The following is a 19892-nucleotide window of genomic DNA, read 5'->3' as shown; positions in this document are numbered from 1 at the left end:
TCGGCGCGCGAAAGGGGCGCTAAAACCTCTACTTAGCTTGACACGGATTCTCCCGGCGTTCTACTGTAACTGAAACCTGAACCACTTGTCAGGTTGCAATGAAGCAAACCTAGAGCCAAGCAGGAAAGGCATTCCCATGCGAGAACCAAAGAAGTATCTTGCACCGGCACTGATCGCGACGGCGGCACTCATGCTCGCCGGTTGCGCTCCCACAGCAGGCGGAACCAGTGACGGCGGCACGACGGAAGACAGCAAAGAACCCGTCAACGTCTCGATCATCTATTCGGAGACCGGGCCGCTTGCGGCATACGGGGCCGCGTACAAGGGTGGACTCGAGGCCGGACTCGACTACGCCACCGAAGGTTCAGGCGAAATCGACGGCCGCGAGATCACGATCGAATACGCCGACGACGCCGGTGACGCCGACAAGGCCGTGAGCCTCGCGAAGGATGCCATCGGCTCCGGCACGAAGATCATCGCCGGCACCGTCTCCTCAGGCATCGCCCTGGCGCTCGCCGAACAGGCGCAGCAGAACAAGATTCTCTACATCTCCGGAGCGGCCGCCGCCGACGGCGTCACCGGGATCAACGACTACACCTTCCGCTCCGGCCGGCAGACCTACCAGGACGTCGCCACCGCGGGCACCTTCATCGGCGACCCCAAGGGCAAGAAAATTCTCGTCTTCGCTCAGGACACCGCATTCGGTCAGGGCAACCTGGCGGGAGTCGAAGCGGTTCTCGGAGCGAAGGGCGCGACGGTCTCCAGCGTGCTCGTCCCCGAGGACGCCACAGAGTTCACCCCCTTCGCGCAGCGCATCCTCGACGAAGCTCCCGACCTCGTCTTCGTGGCCTGGGCCGGCGCGACCAGCGGTGCGATGTGGCAGGCGCTCGAACAGCAGGGCATCTTCGACGCCGCACCCGTCGTCACCGGGCTCGGTGACACCGCCACCTACGAGGCATACGGTTCCGCCAGCGACAAGATCAGCTTCCTCAACCACTACTTCTCCGGCATCCCCGAGAACGATGTGAACACGGCGATGGTCGAATACCTCGAGGAGAACGACTCGAAGGCAGACCTGTTCTCGCCCGACGGCTTCAACGCGGCCCTGATGATCGCCGAGGCGATCAAGACCGGCGGCGGAGACGACGTCGACAGCATGGTCGACGCCCTCGAAGGTTTCACCTTCGACGGCCCGAAGGGCGAGATCACCGTCCGCGCCGAGGACCACGCCATGATCCAGCCGATGTACCAGGTGAAGCTCGTGCAGACCGACGGCGCCTGGGTACCCGAACTGATCGAGGAGATCGACGCCGAGACCGTCGCCCCGCCGGTGGTCGAGTAACCCGTGGCCGACCGGATCGTGCTCGAAGCAAAGCACCTCGACCTTCGGATCGGAGGAGCGCACATCATCTCCGATGTGTCATTCTCCGTCCCGGAGGGCGAGTTGCTCGGAGTGATCGGACCCAACGGTGCGGGCAAAACCACGCTGTTCAACCTCATCTCCGGTGTCCTGCGGCCCACAGGCGGCAGTGTGCACCTGGAGGGAACAGATGTCAGCACCGCTCCGATCTCCACTCGAGCACGATCCGGCCTCGGCCGAACCTTCCAGACCTCCAGCCTCTTCCCGGGACTGAGCGTTCGTGAGAACGTGCGCCTCGCAGCGCAGGTGAAAGGCGGGCACTCCTTGTCGCTCGTCCGGTTCCCCCGGTCGTCCGACGCGGCCAACGCGGTCGCGGCAGAGCGTCTCAACGACGTCGGGCTCAGCCACCTGGCGGAGCAGAACGCCTCAGGGCTCTCCCACGGCGACAAGAGAAAGCTCGAGATCGCCATGCTGCTCGCCCAGGACCCGGCGGTCCTCCTGCTCGACGAACCGATGGCCGGCGTCGCCTCCGGTGACGTGCCCGGGCTCGTCGCCCTGATCCGGTCGCTCCACCGCGACCAGGGCAGGACCGTGCTCATGGTCGAACACCACATGGATGTCGTCCTCGGCCTCGTCGACCGGGTCGCCGTCATGCACCACGGCCAGGTGCTCGCCATCGGCAGCCCGGCGGATGTCATGGCCAACCCCGACGTGCAGTCCGCCTACCTGGGAGACCCGCTGTGAGCGCGAACATCCTCGAGGTCTCCAACCTCACAGCATCCATCGGCGGCCAGCAGGTGACCGAGAACGTCACGTTTTCGGTTCCGGCGACCGGTGTCACCGCGCTGCTCGGTCGCAACGGGGTCGGAAAGACAAGCTCGATCCGCGGGATCCTCGGACTGATCCACAGAACGGGCTCCGTCGTCCTCGACGGGAACGAGATCGGGACCCTGCACACCCACCGCATCGTGCAGCGGGGCGTCGGTTACGTCCCCGAAGACCGTGAGGTCTTCGCCAAGCTCACCGTTGCCGAGAACCTTCGTCTTGCCGAACGCGACCGTGAACCCCGCCGGGAACTCGTCGCCGACCTGTTCCCCGACCTCGTGGCGAGGGCAGGCCAGCAGGCCGGCACCCTCTCGGGCGGCCAGCAGCAGATGGTGTCTCTTGCCCGTGCCCTGCTCAACTCCAACCGACTGCTCCTCGTCGACGAACCGACGAAGGGACTCGCGCCGAAGATCGTCGGCGAAGTCACTCAGGCACTCGCAACCGCAGCTGAAATCGTGCCGATGCTCCTCGTGGAGCAGAACCTCCAGGTGGTCCGCCGACTCGCGACGCGGGCGATCGTCCTCGCCGGAGGCCGGGTGGTCTACACCGGTGGTTGCGCTGAACTGCTCGACGATGCCGACCTCACCCGCCGGTACCTCGGTGTCTCAGCAGAGCACGGGGAAACCGCATGAGCACCGTCGTCCTTTTGCTCATCACCGGCCTCGGTCTCGGCGCGCTCTACTTTCTCGTGGCCAGCGGACTCTCGCTCATCTACGGGCTCATGGGAGTCCTGAACTTCGCGCACGGATCGTTCCTCACCCTCGGGGCTTTCATGGGCTGGGAGGTCGCGCGGAGGATGGGCGACGGATCCTGGTTCACCCTGGTCGTCTCCCTCCTCGTCGGAGCCGTCGTCGGCGCCGTGTTCGCCGCTGCGACCGAGTTCTTCCTGATCCGACGGTTGTACGACCGGCACATCGAACAGGTGCTCGTCACCGTCGGGCTCGCGCTGGCCACGGTGGCTCTCTTCGAGGGCATCTGGGGAACCGACCAGATCTATGTGAACGGGCCTGCCTGGCTCGATGGCACCACCAAGGTCCTCGGCGCCAACATTCCGAACAACAGGTTCCTGCTCATCCTCTGCGCCGTGCTCGTGCTCGTCGGAATCGTCCTCTTCCTCAAGTACACGCGCTACGGGCTGATCATCCGCGCCGGAGTGGAGAACCGGTCGATGGTGACGGCACTCGGCATCGACGTGCGCCGGGCGTTCACCCTCGTCTTCGCGATCGGCGGGGCCGCGGCCGGGCTCGGCGGCGTCCTGGCCTCGCACTACACCGGCTACGTCTCGCCTCACCTCGGCGGGTCGCTGCTCATCTTCGCGTTCATCGTCACGGTGATCGGCGGGCTCGGGTCGCTGACCGGCGCCGCCATCGCGAGTGTGATCGTCGCCGTTCTGCAGCAGTTCGCGAACTTCTACTTCGACGGAACCGGCGACTTCGTCGTCGTTCTCCTCCTCGCAGTGGTGCTGCTGGTGAGACCGCGCGGACTGATGGGAGTGAAGGCATGAACGGCATCCTGAACCGGGTGTTCTCCCGGACCACCCGCGGCTGGTGGATCGGCGGGGCACTGGTCGTGGTCATGGCGATCCTGCCGCTCCTCAACCTCTCGATCCCCGGCGTCTTCCCGGGCCCGACCTATACACCAGGCACCCTGCAACTCCTTGCTCTGGCCATGCTCATGTCGGGTCTCGCCCTGTCGTACCACCTGCTCTTCGGCGTCGCCGGGATGCTGTCGTTCGGCCACGCCCTGTTCTTCGCAGCCGGGGCGTACGGTCTCGGCATCGTCCTCAAGCGGTTCGAACTGGAACTGCTCCCGGCCCTCGTGCTCGTTCTCGTCGGCGGACTTGTGCTCGCAAACGTGCTCGGAGCGATCAGCCTCCGGGTCACCGGTATCACCTTCGCGATGGTCACCCTGGCCTTCGCCCAGGCGGGGTCGGTGTGGATCCGCCGCAATTCGAACATCACCGGTGGCGATGAAGGCCTGTCACTGACGACAACACACATCCCGGATGCGCTCGTCGGGGTGCTCAACACCCGCAATCTCTACTGGCTGAGCCTCGCCGTGCTGATCGTCGTCTTCGTCCTCGTGATGTGGTTCGAGAAGTCGCAGGCGGGCCACGTGGCCCTGGCCACCCGGGAGAACGAGCTGCGCGTGCGGGTCCTCGGCGTCCGCCCGTACGCGGTGCGGCTGATCACGTTCGTCCTCGCGTCTACCCTCGCCGTTGTCGTCGGCATGGCGTACCTGCTGCTGCAGTCGGGGGTGACCACGCGGGCGGCGTCGAGCGACTTCACCCTGACCATCCTCGTCATCGTCGTTCTCGGCGGTGTCGGCTCCCGCTGGGGTGCAGTGATCGGCGGGGTCGTCTACACGCTGCTCGACCAGCGGCTCACGGCACTGGCGGCATCCGAATGGATCACCGGCTTGCCCGACGTGCTCCGGATTCCGCTTTCGGAACCGCTGTTCCTTCTCGGTACCCTGTTCATCCTGGTCGTGTTGTTCCTGCCCGGCGGGATCACAGGCTCCGCTGGAAGGATCGCCTCCCGGCGGAACCGCCCGGCGACCGCCCTGCCGATGGAGGAGTTGCGATGAACCCGGATTCCCTGCACACCCTCGGCCGCTGGACGAGCGACCGGGCCGTCGCGACCCCGGACCGGATCGCCGTCGACGACCGGGGTGTGCAGCTCAGTTACCTCGCCCTCGACGCCCGGGCGACGGCGCTCGCCGACGCGCTCCGGGCGGCGGGCTTCGGCATCGGTTACCGCATCGCCACGATCACCGGCAATTCAAGCGACCAGGTGGTGCTGTTCTTCGCCTGCGCCAAAGCCGGCGTGGTGCTCGTGCCGCTGTCGTGGCGGCTCTCACCGGCCGAACTCGCCAGCCATCTCACCGCCTCCCGCCCGGCTCTCCTGCTCGTGGAGGACGAATTCACGTCGCTGGCGGATGCCGCATACGAGCTGCTCGTCGACGGCCCGCCCCGCAGCACGCTCGGTGTCGGCGGCATCGAATCTTCCGTTCCGCCGATCCGGTGGGAGGGGGCGCGCCAGACGCGTCCCGTCCGCGACGACGACGCCCTGCTGCTCATCTTCACCGCCGGCACACTGGGGGCGCCGAAGGGTGCCGTCCTCAGCCACGCCAACTGCTTCTGGACGAACCTGGCACTCTCCCGTACCGCTGAGCTGACCAGCGCCGACGTGGTCCTTGCGGTCATGCCGCAGTACCACGTGGGCGGCTGGAACATCCAGCCGCTGCTCGCGTGGTGGGTCGGCGCGACCGTGGTCCTTGAGCGCACCTTCGACGCCGGTCGCGTGCTCCAACTGATCCCCGACCGCGGCATCACCACCATGATGGGTGTCCCCGCCAACTACCTGTTCCTGGCCGAGCATTCCGATTTCGCCGCCACCGACCTGGGCACGCTCCGCCACGCCATCGTCGGCGGGGCGTCGATGCCCGAGCCGCTGCTTCGCACCTGGCATTCGCGCGGCGTCGCCCTGACTCAGGGGTACGGGCTCACCGAAGCGTCCCCGAACGTGCTCTGCCTCCCCGACGAGGACGCCAGGACGAAGGTGGGCCTCGCCGGCAAACCGTACCCGCACGTCGAGGTGGCCGTGGCCGACCCGGTCACCGGCGAACAGATTTCCGGAGCGGCGACCGGTGAGCTCCTCGTGCGGGGGCCGAGCGTCTTCGCCGGCTATTTCGAACAACCGAACGAGAGCGCGCTCGCGCTGCGGTCCGGCTGGCTGCACACCGGCGACCTCGTCGAACGCGACGCGAACGGGTACTACCGGGTTATCGACCGGATCAAGGACATCTACATCTCCGGCGGCGAGTCGATCGCGCCCGCCGAGATCGAAGGCGTGCTGTTCGGTCACCCGGCTGTGGCCGACGCCGCCGTCATCGGCGTGCCTGACGCCCGCTGGGGTGAGGTCGGCGTGGCCTTCATCGTTCCCCGTCGCGGAGTGGCCACGGATGCCGAGGACGTCACCGCGTGGCTGGGGGAGCGGGTCGCACGATTCAAGGTGCCCCATGGCATCCGGTTCGTCGACAGCATCCCCCGGTCGGCCGCCAACAAGATCCTGCGCAGGTCTCTGCTCGCCGATTACCTGTCGACCGTTCCATCGAATCGAGAACATTCATGAGCACCCTTCCCCGTACCGCCAGGGGCACGCGCACCCGGGCGAAGCTCCTCGAGGCCGCCGAGAAGGTCTTCGCCGACGTCGGCTACCCCGAAGCGTCGATCGTGCGGATCACCGACGAAGCGGGCGTCGGCCAGGGCACCTTCTACCTCTACTTCGACTCCAAACTCGAGGTCTTCAACGAAGTGGTCGAGGACCTCAACCGGCGGGTGAGGCACGCGATGACCTCGGCCGCCGTTCGCGCGCCGAACCGGGCCGAATCCGAGCGTGCCGGTTTTCGGGCCTTCTTCACCTTCACGGCGGAACACCCGGCCCTCTACCGCATCATCCGGCAGGCCGAATTCGTCTCACCTGGCGCGCTCCGACTGCACTACACGCGCATCGTCGACGGCTACATCCAGGGGCTCCGTGAAGCACGGGGCGCCGGAGAGATCGGAGCCATCGACCCGACCGTGGCGGCGTGGGCGCTCATGGGAATCGGCGAGATGATCGGCATGCGCTGGGTGCTCTGGGGCAACTCCGACGCCGACGCCGGGAACGCCGGCGACCCGTATTCGTCGGGAACCAGCGCCGTACCCGACGACGTCTTCGAGCAGATGATGACGTTCATCGAAGGCGGCCTCGGCGTGCGCGACAACGGAATCGGCCGAACCCCGCGGAGCCACTCATGACCGCGTACGTCACCAGCACCGTCCCCGTCGACGGCGGCGACCTCACCGTCGGAATCTGGAACCCGGATGCTCAGGGCACCGCCGTCGTCGCCCTGCACGGCATCACCGCAAGCCACCTTGCCTGGCAGACCGTCGCAGAAAGGATGCCCGGGGTGCGGGTGATCGCGCCTGACCTCCGGGGTCGGGGCAGGAGCAACAAGCTGCCCGCGCCGTACGGCATGGACAGGCACGCCGACGACGTCGCCGCGATCGTCGACAGGTTCGGCCTCACCCGGCCGCTCGTCGCCGGTCATTCCATGGGGGCGTTCGTGGCCATGCAGGCGGTGCGACGGCATCCCGGCCGGATCGGCGGGGTGGTCCTCATCGACGGCGGGCTGCCGCTCGAGACCAGCGCCCAATCGCCCGCGGAGGCGATCGCCGTTCTCGGCCCCGCCGCCGAGCGGCTGTCGATGACTTTCCCCAGCAGGCAGGCCTACCTCGAGTTCTGGCGACGCCACCCGGCGTTCGCCGAGGACTGGACGCCGGCGACCGACGCGTACGTCGACTACGACCTCGACGGCACCGAACCCGAACTCCGCCCGGCCACCAAGGCCGAAGCCATGCTCGAGGACTCCCTCTGGCTCGCCGGTGACGACGCGTGGGTCTCCGACGTCAATGCCTGGGGCGCGCCGATTCCCTTCCTTGTCGCTCCCCGTGGGCTGATGAACGAGCCGGTAGGTTTGTACCCGCGAGAGGCCGTCACGACGTGGTCCTCGCTGCTGCCCGGACTATCGGTGATACCGGTGGAACACGTCAACCACTACACGATTCTCATGTCTGAGAAAGGTGCCGGCGCCGTTCGCACGGTGATCCTGGCAGAACAGAGCCGCATTTCGGCGGCGTACGCAGCAACGGAGGTGCAACAGTGACAATGGACAAAACAGTGGCGAGCGCGGCTGAAGCGGTGGCAGACATCGCCAGCGGGTCGTCGATCGCGGTCGGTGGTTTCGGGTTGTGCGGCAACCCCATGATTCTCATCCAGGCGCTGCTCGAGAAGGGCAGCGACGACCTCTCGATCGTCAGCAACAACTGCGGCGTCGACGACTGGGGACTCGGCGTGCTGCTGGCCAACCGCCGCATCCGAAAGATGACGTCGTCGTACGTCGGCGAGAACAAGGAATTCGAGCGCCAGTTCCTCTCCGGCGAGCTCGAGGTCGAGCTCACCCCGCAGGGAACGCTCGCCGAGAAGCTCCGGGCAGGAGGGGCGGGGATCGCCGCCTTCTTCACCCAGACCGGGGTGGGCACGCAGGTCGCGGAGGGCGGCCTGCCGCGTCGCTACGACGGCTCAGGCGGGGTCGCCATCGCGTCACCGCCCAAAGACGTGCGCAACTTTCCGGTGCGCGGCGAAGACAAACCGTTCGTTCTCGAAGAAGCCATTGCGACCGACTTCGCCCTGGTGCACGCCAAACGCGGTGACCGCCACGGCAACCTGGTCTTCGACAAGTCGGCCCGCAACTTCTCACCGCTGGCGGCGATGGCCGGCCGGATCTGCATCGCGCAGGTGGAAGAACTCGTCGAACCCGGTGAGATCGACCCCGACGCCGTTCACCTGCCCGGCGTCTTCGTGCACCGGGTCGTGCTCGTCGGAGAAGACATCGAGAAACGCATCGAACGTCGAACCGTTCGTTCAACGGAAGGCGACTGAGAACCATGGCACTCACCCGCAACGAAATGGCCGCGCGCGCGGCCCTCGAACTGGCTGACGGCTCCTACGTCAACCTCGGCATCGGCCTCCCAACCCTCGTCCCCAACTACGTGCCAGAGGGCGTCACCGTCACCCTCCAGTCCGAGAACGGCATCCTCGGGGTCGGCCCATACCCGACAGAGGATGCCGTCGACCCGGACCTCATCAACGCGGGCAAGGAGACCGTCACGACCCTCCCCGGCACGGCGTTCTTCGATTCGGCGCTGAGCTTCGCGATGATCCGCGGCGGCAAGATCGACGCGGCCATCCTCGGGGCCATGCAGGTCTCGGCATCCGGTGACCTCGCCAACTGGATGATCCCCGGCAAGGTCGTGAAGGGTCCGGGAGGGGCCATGGACCTCGTCCACGGTGCCGGCCGCGTGATCGTGCTGATGGAGCACGTCGCCCGTGACGGCTCAGCCAAGATCGTGAACGACTGCTCGCTCCCGCTGACCGGACGGGCGGTCGTGCACCGCATCATCACCGACCTTGCCGTCATCGACGTCACGCCCGACGGGCTCGTGCTCGTCGAACTCGCGCCGGGGGTGAGCGTCGACGAGGTCGTCGCCGCCACCGAGCCTCCACTTCGGGTCGCGCTCGGCGCCTGAAACCGACACGGACAAAGGAGTCCACCATGGCCACACTGCTCCCCGGCATCACGGCGAGAACCGTCGCAACACCGCGGCTAGCCGCGAACATCCTCGAACGCGAGACGCCGGGCAGCGGCCCGGTCGTGGTGTTCCTCCACGGCAACGTCTCGTCGAGCCTGTTCTGGCAGCCGCTCATGCTCGACCTGCCCGACACCGTCCGTCCGATCGCCATCGACCTGCGCGGTTTCGGCGACAGCGAGACGGCGCCGGTCGACGCCACCCGGGGTTTGGCCGACTTCAGCGATGACGTGCTCGGGGTGCTCGATGCCCTCGGCATCGAGCGGGCGCACTTCGTCGGCTGGAGCATGGGAGCAGGCGTCGTGCTCCAGCTGATGCTGGACCGGACGGATGTCGTCGCATCCGCCACCCTGACAGCTCCGGTCTCACCGTACGGATTCGGTGGGACGATACTCGACGGCTCGATCCTGTCGGCTGCCGCAGGCACCGGCGGGGGAGGAGCGAACCCCGAGTTTGTCGCCGCGCTCGCGGCCGGTGACATGACAGCGGACTCGCCGACCTCGCCCCGCCAGGTGTTCCGGGCGACCTACGTCGCTGCGGGCTACGAGACCGGGCTTGAGGACCTCTGGGTGGAGTCCATGCTGTCCACCAAGACGGGGGAACACAACTATCCGGGCAACGCGGCCGCCAACGACGCGTGGCCGGGATTCGGGCCCGGCGATCGCGGCGTGCTCAACACCATGACCCCGGACAACTTCAACGTGACGGCCGTCACGGAGCTGGAGAACAAACCGCCGATCCTCTGGATCCACGGCGACGCGGATGCCATCGTCAGCGACGCGTCGTTCTTCGACCTCAACATGCTCGGCGCGGTGGGGGCGATCCCGGGCTGGCCTGGGGCGGACGTGGCCCCGCCGCAGCCGATGGTGAGCCAGACGAGGGAAGTGCTGGATCGCTACCACGCCAACGGTGGCGCGGTCCGTGAGGTGCTGTTCGACGGCTGCGGACACTCGCCGCACCTTGAGCGCCCGGCGGAGTTCCGTGCGGCTCTGCTCGCTCATATCAGAGGGTGAGCCTTCGGCGGCCGCTCAGGAGGCCCGGCGTAGGATGATCGTGTGCCAGCAGTTAATTTGGGAATGCCCAAGGTCCCCGAGGTCCTCGCTCCGCGTCGCAAGACCCGACAGATCAAGGTAGGCAAGGTCCTCGTCGGCGGCGACGCCCAGATCAGCGTCCAGTCGATGACCACGACACCGACCCCGAACATCAACGCGACCCTCCAGCAGATCGCCGAGCTGACGGCATCCGGCTGCGACATCGTGCGTGTCGCCGTGCCGAGCCGCGACGACGCCGAGGCTCTGCCGATCATCGCGAAGAAGAGCCAGATCCCGGTCATCGCCGACATCCACTTCCAGCCGAATTACGTCTACGCGGCCATCGATGCCGGCTGTGCCGGCGTGCGGGTGAACCCCGGAAACATCCGCAAATTCGACGACCAGATCGCCGAGATCGCCCGCCGCGCCAAGGCCGCAGACGTATCGATCCGGATCGGTGTCAACGCCGGCTCGCTCGACCCGCGACTGCTGCAGAAGTACGGCAAGGCCACCCCCGAGGCGCTCGTGGAGAGCGCCGTCTGGGAGGCGAGCCTGTTCGAGGAGCACGACTTCCACGACTTCAAGATCTCGGTCAAGCACAACGACCCGATCGTCATGGTCAAGGCGTACCGCCTCCTCGCCGAACGGGGTGACTGGCCGCTGCACCTCGGCGTCACCGAAGCCGGCCCGTCATTCCAGGGCACCATCAAGAGCGCGACGGCGTTCGGCATCCTGCTCTCTGAGGGAATCGGCGACACCATCCGCGTCTCGCTCAGCGCCCCGCCCGCAGAAGAGATCAAGGTCGGCCTGCAGATCCTGCAGTCGTTGAACCTGCGTGAACGCAAACTCGAGATCGTCTCCTGCCCGAGCTGCGGCCGGGCGCAGGTCGACGTGTACAAGCTCGCCAACGACGTCACCGACGGCCTCGAGGGCATGACCGTTCCGCTTCGCGTCGCCGTGATGGGATGCGTCGTCAACGGGCCAGGCGAAGCCCGCGAAGCAGACCTCGGCGTCGCCAGCGGCAACGGGAAGGGCCAGATCTTCGTCAAGGGTGAGGTCATCAAGACGGTTCCCGAGTCCGAGATCGTTGCGACACTCATCGAGGAAGCGAACCGCCTCGCCGCTGAGATGCCAGCGAGCGAAACGTCGATCGGCGCCCCGGTGGTCAGCGTCAGCTGATCGTTCTTCTCATGGGACGGACTCAATAGACGGGTCGAGTCCTGACTAACCCGACCCGGAACCGAGACGCTGTGTCTCCCGCCGACACGGGGGGTTATGCGCAGTCAGGGAGTAACCGATGATGGGGCGTATGAACCTCAAAGTTCTCACGTCCGGCACACGAGGGACGTTCCGCATCACCACCGTCTCCGGGTCCGAGTATCTTCTCGTCAACGAAGAGGGCCAGCCAGTGACGCTCACCCGGATCCCGCACGAACGCCCGGACGCGGAACCGCTTCCCAAAGACCGCGAACCAGTGCCGGTGATCGACTTCGATACCGTCCGTGTCGGCGAGGAAGCGACCTTCCGCCTTCAACCAGAGAGCCGGAAGAGCAAGCCGGTGAGCAGGATCACAACAACCGTCGTCGAACTCGTCCACATCGAAGCGGCTGCCGGGCGGACCACCTGACACCGGTGCCTGGCTGACTCGGTGGATGACCGCGCAACACCTCGCGCTGCACGTCCGGCAACTTTGTGCTGCGAATTCCCGCGGGGCGTTCGGTCGAGGGGCAGGCGTCTGGTCGACTAAAATTCGGGGATGACGAATCCAGCTCCGATTGACGACGTCGCGATCGGTGGTGAGGCCATTCGACTCGGGCAGTTCCTGAAATTCGCAGGACTCCTCGACTCCGGTGGAAACGTGAAAGAGGCGATCATCGACGGTCTTGTGACCGTGAACGGCGAGGTTGACCGCCGACGCGGAAGGCAGCTGCAGCTCGGCGATATCGTCAGCTTCGATGGACGCAGGGTTCGCGTCTGCCCGTGAGGCTAGCGGCGCGGACAGAGACGGCGACCTCCAGGAGAAGAGTTGGTGATTCGTGGTCGAGTATCGCCAGAGCCTCGCCTCAGCGTCGCCTCTGATCCGCCCTGCGGGAACTCTTCGAGCCCTGCGCCCCCTGAATCGGTGCGACCTGCAGAACGCTCCGACCACCAATCCGTCCAGTCGCTGGAGAAGGACCTCTGCAGCTGGGTCACGGCACGGAGGGAAGACCGCGATTCGGGCACGAACCGATTGTGCGGAGCCGGCCCTCGGATTAATGTGAGCCCATGGTCCGAGCTCGACGGGCAGCGGTTTTCATAGCGGTCATGCTGCTTCTCGCGGGTTGCACCGCACCGCCGGCGTCCCCGGATGGGTCGACGCCTGCAACTCCGGTCCCGGAGCCAGTTCCGTCCGACTCGACGGTAGCTGGGGCGTCAGAATTCATCACGGTCGAACCCGACACGTATGGTCTCGCGCCGGTCGACCAGTCGACGGAACTGGTCGCGACCTGGGCTGAAGAATATTGCGAACTGGCAGGTCTTGCGCCGTGCACAGGAATTGAGGAGCGGGCGGTGCCTCTCTGTATTGAGAGTAGGGACTGCCACCCAGCTCTATTGGTGCCGTTCAACGAAGGGACGGCCGCATTCGTCTCGGGCGGGATCTTCGAGAAACCTCAGATTTTCGCTATATGGCGTCCAGAATCCCACCCCGATCTTGCAGAGTACGGCGGCGCTCAAAAACTCCTGCTGGCCTATCTGCTCACCGTGAACGTATGCCCGGACGTTCCCGATTCCATGCCTCGAGGAGCATCTTGCCCGCTCTAGCCAGAAACGGACAACCCGCCGCTGCTATCGCGGGACCTCAGTTGATGATCTCGCCCCGCTCGTCCGCGCGGAGCGCATCCAAGCGGTCTCTCCACGCCTGTAGCGCCTCGGGCGTCTGTCGCGTCCAATCGGTGACTTCGCCAATGACTCTCAGCGGGGAACTGCTGCGGTATGACCGGGTGGGGTTGCCGGGATACTTCTTGTCGGTCACGTTCGGGTCGTTCTCGAATACCCCCGTTGGCTCAACGGCGTAGACGCGCGGGGCTCCGTCCCCGGGAGCAAGCTCCGCAGCGAGTCCGGCACCGTCGGGAAGAGCGGTGAAGTAGATGTGGTTCATGGTGACTTCGGGACGATAGTTCGATCGGAAACCCGACGTGAGAAGATCTCCGACCCGGAGATCGGCTTTCGTGCCGTGAAAGAACGGCCCCTCGTCCAGCGCGTCGCTCACGGCGACAGTATATGAGATCCCATTCTGTCGGCGTTAAAATTCATCTCATGGGTGAAAAAGCGAGAAGCGTCGAAGAATATCTCGATGCGCTCGACCCCGCGTACCGAACAGAACTCGAACGGATCCGCGCGCTGGTGACAAAACTCGTTCCGGACACCGAAGAGACGATGAGTTACGGGATGCCGACCCTCAAATATAAGAACCGGGCACTGGTGTACTTCACCGCATCCAAAAAGCACATGAGCTTCTACCCCTCGTCATGGGCGATCGAGGAGCTGAAGGACCAGCTCAAGCCATATAAGACCACCGCACACGCGGTCCAGTTCACGCTGGGCAAGACCCTGCCCAGCCGCCTGATCGAAGACCTTGTTCGCGTGCATGTGCGCGAGATCGACGCCAACAGGCAATGAGCCAAACCCCTCGACGGGAATTTCTCGCTCAGGTCGACAGCGGACTGACGTGGTGCCGGCTGCCACCGCAGCTGCCACTGCTGCGGCAGTCGATATCCGCCTCACGGGGGAGGTGAGCCGCAGCCGACGCGCCTACCATCTGTTGTATGACCAGCATGGCTTTCAAGCCCGGAGACGACGTCTTCACTACGAACGTACGCGGCACAATCGTCGATGTTCGCGCTACCCCTTCTGGCAAGTGGGTCTTCGGAGTCGAGGACGCCAACGGCGCGGTGAGCTACTTCACCAGCAAGGCTCTCCGGCTCGCGCGGGACTAAGGGTCGATCCGTCGTCCCACCGTTACCAGGCAGATCATGACCTCAGCCAGCCCAATTCCATGATCATTGACCCTCGTCAGTCAGGTTGGTGCGCGGAAGCGGGGCCTGATCTCACACCTGTCATCCATCCGACGCGGACGTACTGAGGCGGGGGAGGGACGGAGGCAGACGTGACTGAGCCCGCCGCTTGCGCGCCGGGCTCAGTCAGGTCCAGGTCAGTAGTTGAGGCAGGTGAGGAAGTTGAAGCTGTCGCGTGCGAACTCGGCGGAGGCCGGAGCGCTATCGCGCTCGATGACGTAGTACTTCACCTTTCCTTGGGCGGCCTCCAGGATGGGGGCCCAGTCGATGTCGCCTTCGCCCACGTCGGTCAGCAAGCCGAAGCTCTCGAAGCCCAAGGTGTCAGGGGGCAGCGAGCCGTCCTTGATGTGCAGCAGTTCGATGCGATCACCGTATCGCTCGAGGAGGTCGACGACATCGACCTCGGCATCGCTTGCCCAGAACACGTCCACCTCGAAAGTGACGAAACGCGGGTCTGTGTTCTCGGCGATGACCTCCCATACTGGCTTCGTCTCGCCCGTCGCCGGGTCCGTCACGACCGTGGTGAACTCGAACCAGTGGCTGTGGGCGAGGATCTGGCCGGCCCCGCCTCTTACCGACTCCTCGCCAAGGCGGTTCAAAAGGGCAGCGCCGTCGAGGGCCTGCTGATAGGTGGTGGTGCCGTCGAAAATCCCAGCCACGGGAAACACTGCGGCCCCGGTATAGTCCTGGCCGATCGTCTCGGCGTAGTCGATGGCGGCCGGAAACGCCGCCTCGTTGGTGTAGTCGTGCGCGGAGGAGGCTTTGAGATGGTACTTCTTGAGAAGCGCTCGGAATTCTTCCGCTGAGAGCCCCTCGTATGCGCCTCCGTACAGCTCAACGTTCTTGTAGCCGATCGCCGCGAGCTCGGCAAGCACGGCCTCGATCCCGATCTCCTCCTGCCAACTCTGGTAGCTGTACAACTGGAAGGAGATCTTGCTGACAGGAACGGAGCGGCCGGCACAGTCTGCGGCCGCGGACGCTTTGTCGCCCGAGGGCGCCGCGACTGCGGGGGCGGAAGACAGGGCGCCGAACGCGGTAAGGAGAACTGCGGCGCCTAACGCGAGGTTTCGGCGGGCATGGCGGGGGTAAGCGGACATCGGATCGACCTGCTTTCTCTGACGACATTGTCGGATGGTGGATGCTGCCTTAAGGACACGAGGCGCCGCGCGCGAACTGAAATCAAACGTTCGAGCCCCACCAGGGTGCTCCACGTGCTCACGACGCTTGGAGCAACGCCTGCTGCCCCGTGCGTCCTCGAATATCACACGACGGTAACGGCTACTTGTGCCGCGCGTCAAGCAAAAGTCGTCCGCCATCCGCCATCTTCAGCGCATCGCCGGGCAAAAGTGTCACACCGAGAATCCGCCGTCGCTCTTGACAAGCTGTCCTGAAATCCAGCGGCCCTTCTCTGAAACGAGAAAGCCGACGACCCCCGCGACGTCTGCCGGGGTACCGAGCCGCCCGGTGGGTTGCTGGGCGGTTCCCGAGGCCCGGATCTCGTCTGTCATCCATCCGGTGTCGACGGGCCCGGGGTTGAGGGCGTTCGACGAGATACCCAGGTGCCCGAGTTCACGGGCTGCCGCGATCACGATCCGGTCGAGTGCGCCTTTGCTCGCGCCGTAGGGCAGGTTGTCCACGACATGGTCACTGGTCAGGGCAACGATCGACCCCCCGCCGGCCGGAATCTGTCGTGCGAAGGCGGCGATGAGGAGCCAGGCCGCACGAGTGTTCACCGCGAAGTGTCGATCGAAGCTCTCGATCGACGTGGTGAGGATGCTCGAATCCACCGATTCGGAATGGGAAAGCACCAGGGCAGAGACGGCGCCGAGTTCGGCGTTCGCGCGCTCGACAAGGAGGGTCGCCCCGGCGGGGTCTTCGAGGTCTGCCTCCACCGCGAGCACCCGTCGGCCGGTCGCTGCGATCTCGTCCGCGATAGCGGCCGGATCAGTCGCAGAACCTCCGAGCGACATCCGTTCTTCGTATGGTGACCAGTAGCTGAACGCGATGTCCCAGCCATCCTCAGCCAGTTGGAGGGCGATCGCTCGACCAATACCGTTCTTTCGCCCTACTCCCGTGATGCAGGCAACGCGTGAAGTCATCTCCCCACTATGTCAGGGCCGCATTCACTGGTGATGCTCGAACAAAAAACCCTTGAGCTTCGAACCACGCGAGCGCACGCTGAAGAAAGACGCTCCGCTCACCGACACTCCGTGGCATGAAAAGAAGGGATCGAGGGCAGATCATTTTTCCCGATTCGACCAACTACTACGCAACGCCTGAGCTCGCAGCTGCATACGACGAGGACAGTGCCGGACGAAGGGACCTGTCCTTCTATGTCGGGTTGGCGCGCGAGCTTGGTGCCTCGCGGGTCGCTGATATCGGGGCAGGCACAGGGTTGCTGTGCAGCCTCCTGGCGGGTGAAGGCTACGACGTTTTCGGAGTGGAACCAGAACCGACGATGCTCTCGCTGGCCGCCTCCCAGAAGAACGCTGCCTCCGTATCCTGGCTCCACGGAACCGCCGAGAAGCTTCCCACACACTGTGCTGACCTCGTCCTCATGACTGGACACGTCGCACAGTATTTTCTCGACGATGTGTCCTGGGCAGAGGTGGTCGCTCATGCCCAACGTGCTCTGACGCCCGGTGGTCGCGTCGCATTTGAGATTCGGAACCCGGCGGTTGAGGCGTGGAGAGAGTGGGAGACCGGGGCCAGCCGGGTTACCAGTCGCGGTCACGTTCGCACCGAAGCCACGCGCGAGGGCGATCTGGTCACCCACATCGACCACTGGACTCAGGGCTCCCGGGAATGGACCACAACCGAGACCCTCCGTTTCCCCTCGTGGAGGGATGTCATGAGGGGATTGGAAGCGGCGGGGCTATCGCTTGAACGGACGTGGGGCGACTGGGATCGCAGCCCCGTGAACGATACGTCGCCGGAGTGGATTTTTCTCGCCCGATCGAGAGACATCGACCGCGCGAGGTCGACGACGAGGGAGTCTGTGAAAATCGAACCGAAAACGTCGACTGCTCTGCACCAAGCCGTCTCCCACGCCCTGCACCGCGACGTGACCGCGCTGTCGGATGTTCGGCGAGAGCCACTCGAGTACGACGCGTTCCTCGCCCATCGAGCGGTGAGCCGCTTGCGCGGACTCGCGACCGTCGACGGCGAGCACATTCCGTGGTCCCTGATCGAAAAGCGCACCGAAGGACCGGCACTGGCCTCCCCGTACCTGCGCGGCAACGGCGAGCGTGAGTACGACGCCTACGTATCCGGGATGCTCGACGACATCGCGCCCCGCCTCCGCGCCCCACACGCCCACGGCACCCTCGTCGAGCCCGACGGCGGGATCACCCTCTGGCTCGAGGAGATCCACCACCAGGGTCAACGGCCTCTGGACGCGCGCAGCATCGTCGCTGCCGCACATGACGTGGGCGGCCTGGGCGGTCGGTGGGCGGGCCGGGAACGGGGGGAGCCCTGGTTCTTCACCGAATGGATCGACCGACACGGCCAGCCCGAAGCAGTGGAGCAGGGCTTGGCCACAGTGCGCCGCGCACACCCCCACGCGCTCGCTCGGCTCGGCGATCGGCTGCCCCGGATCGAGCAGCTGATCCTCGCGCAGCCGCGGGTCCGCGACGTTCTCGAATCGCTGCCGCACACCCTCTGCCATCACGATGCCGTCGGAGCGAACGTCTTTTCCACCGCGACAGGGACCGTGCTTGTCGACTGGGAGTCCATTGGGCCCGGCCCGGTGGGGGCAGACCTCGCCTCGCTTCTGTTCTCCTCCGTCCGTCGCGGTGATGCCTCCGCGAATGTCGTTGTGCCGCTCGTCGACGAGGCACTGCACGGATACATCCAAGGTCTCCGGGCAGAAGGAGCGAGGATCGAGCCCGCGGATGTGCGCCGTGGGTTCGACGCTGCGGTGGCGCTGCGGTGGAAGCTCGCCGTCGACGTCGTCACCGGCCTGGAGAGCGGGGAGGCGCCGAGACGCGGAAGCCAGCCGAATGAGCCGGCCTCGGAGGCGGAGCGAGAACTGATCCAGCTCATCGACCTGCTGCTGGCATCCGCTGGTCGCGTGCTCGACTGACACCCACGCACGTTCGCTCGCGCGTTCAGGATGCGCAAACGGCTCGCTGGGGGCCGGGAGGGTCGTTCGCTCGCTCAAGGGTGACCTTTCGGGACCGATCGGAGCGCCGAGTTGACGCGTTACGTCGTCCGGGATGCCGCGCAGCAGCATCCCGTGGCGACTCGGTTTCCCCGGCAGCATTTCGTGGCGAATCGAGACGCCGACCAGCGATTCAGGGGCGCCGAAATCACGCCGCGGATTCCCAGCCGGGCGCGGGATTTCGTCTAATAGACTGACCGAATCGTGGGCGGCGCCGAGGCTCCCCACGCGACTCATGGGGAGATGCCCGCGGTGACCCTGACAGCAGAACCCAGCACGCCGCTGCAGCCGGCCGAGCTCGCGCGTGCACACGACATCCTCACCACCATCGTGCGGGCATACGGTGCGAAGGTCGTCGGGCAGTCGAGCTTGCGCACAAGCCTCCTCGTCGCCCTGATGACCGGTGGGCATGTGCTGCTGGAGAGCGTGCCTGGCCTCGCCAAGACCACGGCGGCCGAGGCGATCGCCGACGCCGTCCACGCCCGATTCAAGCGGATCCAGTGCACGCCCGACCTGCTGCCGTCAGACATCATCGGTACCCAGATCTACGACCCGGCGACCGGGCGCTTCGACACCCAGCTCGGTCCTGTGCACGCGAACTTCGTGCTGCTCGACGAGATCAACCGGTCGAGCGCGAAAACCCAATCGGCCATGCTCGAAGCAATGCAGGAGCGGCAGACGTCGATCGGTGGCGTGAACTATCCGCTCCCGCATCCGTTCCTTGTGCTGGCCACGCAGAACCCGATCGAGCAGGAAGGCACGTACCACCTGCCCGAGGCCCAGCTCGACAGGTTCCTGATCAAGGAGAATCTGGGCTACCCGAGCCTGACCGAAGAAGCGGAGATCGTTCGACGGGTGAACTCCGGGATCTATGACGACAACGCCCCCGAGCTGCCGTCCGCTGCCATTCACGATGTGCTGTTCCTCCAGCAGCTCGTCCGGCGCGTCTACCTGGATCCGTCGATCCTCAACTACATCGTGCAGGCCGTCTTCGTCTCACGGAACGCCTCGCAGTACCTCTCGGCCGACCTCGCCGGGTACATCCAGTACGGGGCGAGCCCGCGGGCATCGATCGCCTTCAGCGCGGTCGCCCGCGCGTTGGCGTTGCTCAACGGCCGCGACCATGTGATCCCGGAGGACGTCAAGTTCTTCCGCCACCAGGTGCTCCGACACCGACTGATCCTCGGGTTCGAAGCGGCTGCAGACAACGTCGAACCCGAAACCATCATCGACGCGATCTTCGCGGCGATCTCCGTCCCCTAGGACA

General features: G+C 65.7%; 21 protein-coding genes. 18 read left to right on the top strand and 3 right to left on the bottom strand.

Going from position 1 to position 19892, the window contains the following annotated elements; genetic code table 11:
- Window positions 1–136 precede the first annotated feature (136 nt).
- From ABIE24_RS13310 to ABIE24_RS13245, 14 genes are all read left to right on the top strand, one after another.
- Window positions 137–1342, top strand: coding sequence for a substrate-binding domain-containing protein (locus tag ABIE24_RS13310; RefSeq protein ID WP_354500432.1), 1206 nt, complete (start codon window positions 137–139; stop codon window positions 1340–1342).
- A 3-nt stretch (window positions 1343–1345) separates the two neighbouring features.
- A complete protein-coding gene (locus ABIE24_RS13305; protein WP_354500430.1) occupies window positions 1346–2104 on the top strand; it encodes an ABC transporter ATP-binding protein in 759 nt (252 codons plus the stop codon).
- Complete coding sequence (locus ABIE24_RS13300) at window positions 2101–2817, top strand: ABC transporter ATP-binding protein (RefSeq protein WP_354500428.1); 717 nt, start codon at window positions 2101–2103, stop codon at window positions 2815–2817. The genes ABIE24_RS13305 and ABIE24_RS13300 overlap by 4 nt, the downstream gene beginning before the upstream one ends.
- A complete protein-coding gene (locus tag ABIE24_RS13295) occupies window positions 2814–3689 on the top strand; it encodes a branched-chain amino acid ABC transporter permease (RefSeq protein WP_354500426.1) in 876 nt (291 codons plus the stop codon). The genes ABIE24_RS13300 and ABIE24_RS13295 overlap by 4 nt, the downstream gene beginning before the upstream one ends.
- Window positions 3686–4771, top strand: coding sequence for a branched-chain amino acid ABC transporter permease (locus ABIE24_RS13290; protein ID WP_354500424.1), 1086 nt, complete (start codon window positions 3686–3688; stop codon window positions 4769–4771). Before ABIE24_RS13295 ends, ABIE24_RS13290 begins: the two co-directional genes overlap by 4 nt.
- Window positions 4768–6318 carry a class I adenylate-forming enzyme family protein gene (locus tag ABIE24_RS13285; protein WP_354500422.1) on the top strand — a complete coding sequence of 517 codons (1551 nt, stop codon included), beginning with the start codon at window positions 4768–4770 and terminating at the stop codon, window positions 6316–6318. Before ABIE24_RS13290 ends, ABIE24_RS13285 begins: the two co-directional genes overlap by 4 nt.
- On the top strand, window positions 6315–6986 hold the full coding sequence (locus ABIE24_RS13280) for a TetR/AcrR family transcriptional regulator (protein WP_354500420.1): 672 nt from the start codon (window positions 6315–6317) through the stop codon (window positions 6984–6986). Before ABIE24_RS13285 ends, ABIE24_RS13280 begins: the two co-directional genes overlap by 4 nt.
- Window positions 6983–7894, top strand: coding sequence for an alpha/beta hydrolase (locus tag ABIE24_RS13275; protein WP_354500418.1), 912 nt, complete (start codon window positions 6983–6985; stop codon window positions 7892–7894). The genes ABIE24_RS13280 and ABIE24_RS13275 overlap by 4 nt, the downstream gene beginning before the upstream one ends.
- A 2-nt stretch (window positions 7895–7896) precedes the next feature.
- On the top strand, window positions 7897–8670 hold the full coding sequence (locus tag ABIE24_RS13270; protein ID WP_354500417.1) for a CoA transferase subunit A: 774 nt from the start codon (window positions 7897–7899) through the stop codon (window positions 8668–8670).
- A 5-nt stretch (window positions 8671–8675) separates the two neighbouring features.
- Window positions 8676–9317, top strand: coding sequence for a CoA transferase subunit B (locus ABIE24_RS13265; protein ID WP_354500415.1), 642 nt, complete (start codon window positions 8676–8678; stop codon window positions 9315–9317).
- A gap of 26 nt (window positions 9318–9343) precedes the next feature.
- Entirely contained in the window at window positions 9344–10390 is a 1047-nt protein-coding gene (locus tag ABIE24_RS13260; protein WP_354500413.1) for an alpha/beta fold hydrolase, read from the top strand.
- A gap of 42 nt (window positions 10391–10432) precedes the next feature.
- On the top strand, window positions 10433–11587 hold the full coding sequence (ispG, locus tag ABIE24_RS13255; protein WP_354500411.1) for a flavodoxin-dependent (E)-4-hydroxy-3-methylbut-2-enyl-diphosphate synthase: 1155 nt from the start codon (window positions 10433–10435) through the stop codon (window positions 11585–11587).
- 130 nt (window positions 11588–11717) lie between these two features.
- The gene (locus ABIE24_RS13250; protein ID WP_354500409.1) at window positions 11718–12035 is read left to right on the top strand and encodes a hypothetical protein; all 318 of its coding nucleotides are present in this window, start codon (window positions 11718–11720) and stop codon (window positions 12033–12035) included.
- A gap of 129 nt (window positions 12036–12164) precedes the next feature.
- Window positions 12165–12392 carry an RNA-binding S4 domain-containing protein gene (locus ABIE24_RS13245; protein WP_354500407.1) on the top strand — a complete coding sequence of 76 codons (228 nt, stop codon included), beginning with the start codon at window positions 12165–12167 and terminating at the stop codon, window positions 12390–12392.
- A gap of 855 nt (window positions 12393–13247) precedes the next feature.
- Here ABIE24_RS13245 and arr read toward each other — a convergent pair.
- Window positions 13248–13658, bottom strand: coding sequence for an NAD(+)--rifampin ADP-ribosyltransferase (arr, locus tag ABIE24_RS13240; RefSeq protein ID WP_354500405.1), 411 nt, complete (start codon window positions 13656–13658; stop codon window positions 13248–13250).
- A 47-nt stretch (window positions 13659–13705) separates the two neighbouring features.
- Here arr and ABIE24_RS13235 point away from each other — a divergent pair, with 47 nt between their 5' ends.
- On the top strand, window positions 13706–14068 hold the full coding sequence (locus ABIE24_RS13235; RefSeq protein ID WP_354500404.1) for an iron chaperone: 363 nt from the start codon (window positions 13706–13708) through the stop codon (window positions 14066–14068).
- A 146-nt stretch (window positions 14069–14214) separates the two neighbouring features.
- Complete coding sequence (locus ABIE24_RS13230; RefSeq protein ID WP_354500402.1) at window positions 14215–14385, top strand: hypothetical protein; 171 nt, start codon at window positions 14215–14217, stop codon at window positions 14383–14385.
- 215 nt (window positions 14386–14600) lie between these two features.
- Here ABIE24_RS13230 and ABIE24_RS13225 read toward each other — a convergent pair whose 3' ends face one another.
- On the bottom strand, window positions 14601–15560 hold the full coding sequence (locus ABIE24_RS13225; RefSeq protein ID WP_354500400.1) for a sugar phosphate isomerase/epimerase family protein: 960 nt from the start codon (window positions 15558–15560) through the stop codon (window positions 14601–14603).
- Window positions 15561–15812: 252 nt separating this feature from the next.
- Window positions 15813–16562 (bottom strand): SDR family oxidoreductase, encoded by a 750-nt coding sequence (locus ABIE24_RS13220; RefSeq protein WP_354500398.1) that lies wholly within the window; start codon window positions 16560–16562, stop codon window positions 15813–15815.
- Window positions 16563–16678: 116 nt separating this feature from the next.
- Here ABIE24_RS13220 and ABIE24_RS13215 point away from each other — a divergent pair, with 116 nt between their 5' ends.
- Window positions 16679–18547: a methyltransferase domain-containing protein gene (locus ABIE24_RS13215; RefSeq protein WP_354500396.1), complete on the top strand. Its 1869-nt coding sequence runs from the start codon at window positions 16679–16681 to the stop codon at window positions 18545–18547.
- Between the two features lie 321 nt (window positions 18548–18868).
- On the top strand, window positions 18869–19888 hold the full coding sequence (locus ABIE24_RS13210) for an AAA family ATPase (protein WP_354500501.1): 1020 nt from the start codon (window positions 18869–18871) through the stop codon (window positions 19886–19888).
- The last annotated feature ends 4 nt before the right edge of the window (window positions 19889–19892 follow it).

Source organism: Mycetocola sp. 2940 (genome assembly GCF_040548835.1).
Lineage (GTDB): Bacteria > Actinomycetota > Actinomycetes > Actinomycetales > Microbacteriaceae > Mycetocola_A.
This window is presented reverse-complemented; position numbering and strand designations above follow the sequence as displayed.

Excerpts from the sequence above, each read along its gene's own strand:
- ABIE24_RS13310 (WP_354500432.1), top strand. The coding sequence starts at position 137 with ATGCGAGAACCAAAGAAGTATCTTGCACCGGCACTGATCGCGACGGCG.
- ABIE24_RS13295 (WP_354500426.1), top strand. The coding sequence starts at position 2,814 with ATGAGCACCGTCGTCCTTTTGCTCATCACCGGCCTCGGTCTCGGCGCG.
- ABIE24_RS13290 (WP_354500424.1), top strand. The coding sequence starts at position 3,686 with ATGAACGGCATCCTGAACCGGGTGTTCTCCCGGACCACCCGCGGCTGG.
- ABIE24_RS13285 (WP_354500422.1), top strand. The coding sequence starts at position 4,768 with ATGAACCCGGATTCCCTGCACACCCTCGGCCGCTGGACGAGCGACCGG.
- ABIE24_RS13280 (WP_354500420.1), top strand. The coding sequence starts at position 6,315 with ATGAGCACCCTTCCCCGTACCGCCAGGGGCACGCGCACCCGGGCGAAG.
- ABIE24_RS13275 (WP_354500418.1), top strand. The coding sequence starts at position 6,983 with ATGACCGCGTACGTCACCAGCACCGTCCCCGTCGACGGCGGCGACCTC.
- ABIE24_RS13270 (WP_354500417.1), top strand. The coding sequence starts at position 7,897 with ATGGACAAAACAGTGGCGAGCGCGGCTGAAGCGGTGGCAGACATCGCC.
- ABIE24_RS13265 (WP_354500415.1), top strand. The coding sequence starts at position 8,676 with ATGGCACTCACCCGCAACGAAATGGCCGCGCGCGCGGCCCTCGAACTG.
- ABIE24_RS13260 (WP_354500413.1), top strand. The coding sequence starts at position 9,344 with ATGGCCACACTGCTCCCCGGCATCACGGCGAGAACCGTCGCAACACCG.
- ABIE24_RS13250 (WP_354500409.1), top strand. The coding sequence starts at position 11,718 with ATGAACCTCAAAGTTCTCACGTCCGGCACACGAGGGACGTTCCGCATC.
- ABIE24_RS13245 (WP_354500407.1), top strand. The coding sequence starts at position 12,165 with ATGACGAATCCAGCTCCGATTGACGACGTCGCGATCGGTGGTGAGGCC.
- ABIE24_RS13235 (WP_354500404.1), top strand. The coding sequence starts at position 13,706 with ATGGGTGAAAAAGCGAGAAGCGTCGAAGAATATCTCGATGCGCTCGAC.
- ABIE24_RS13230 (WP_354500402.1), top strand. The coding sequence starts at position 14,215 with ATGACCAGCATGGCTTTCAAGCCCGGAGACGACGTCTTCACTACGAAC.
- ABIE24_RS13225 (WP_354500400.1), bottom strand. The coding sequence starts at position 15,560 with ATGTCCGCTTACCCCCGCCATGCCCGCCGAAACCTCGCGTTAGGCGCC.
- ABIE24_RS13220 (WP_354500398.1), bottom strand. The coding sequence starts at position 16,562 with ATGACTTCACGCGTTGCCTGCATCACGGGAGTAGGGCGAAAGAACGGT.
- ABIE24_RS13215 (WP_354500396.1), top strand. The coding sequence starts at position 16,679 with ATGAAAAGAAGGGATCGAGGGCAGATCATTTTTCCCGATTCGACCAAC.
- ABIE24_RS13210 (WP_354500501.1), top strand. The coding sequence starts at position 18,869 with ATGCCCGCGGTGACCCTGACAGCAGAACCCAGCACGCCGCTGCAGCCG.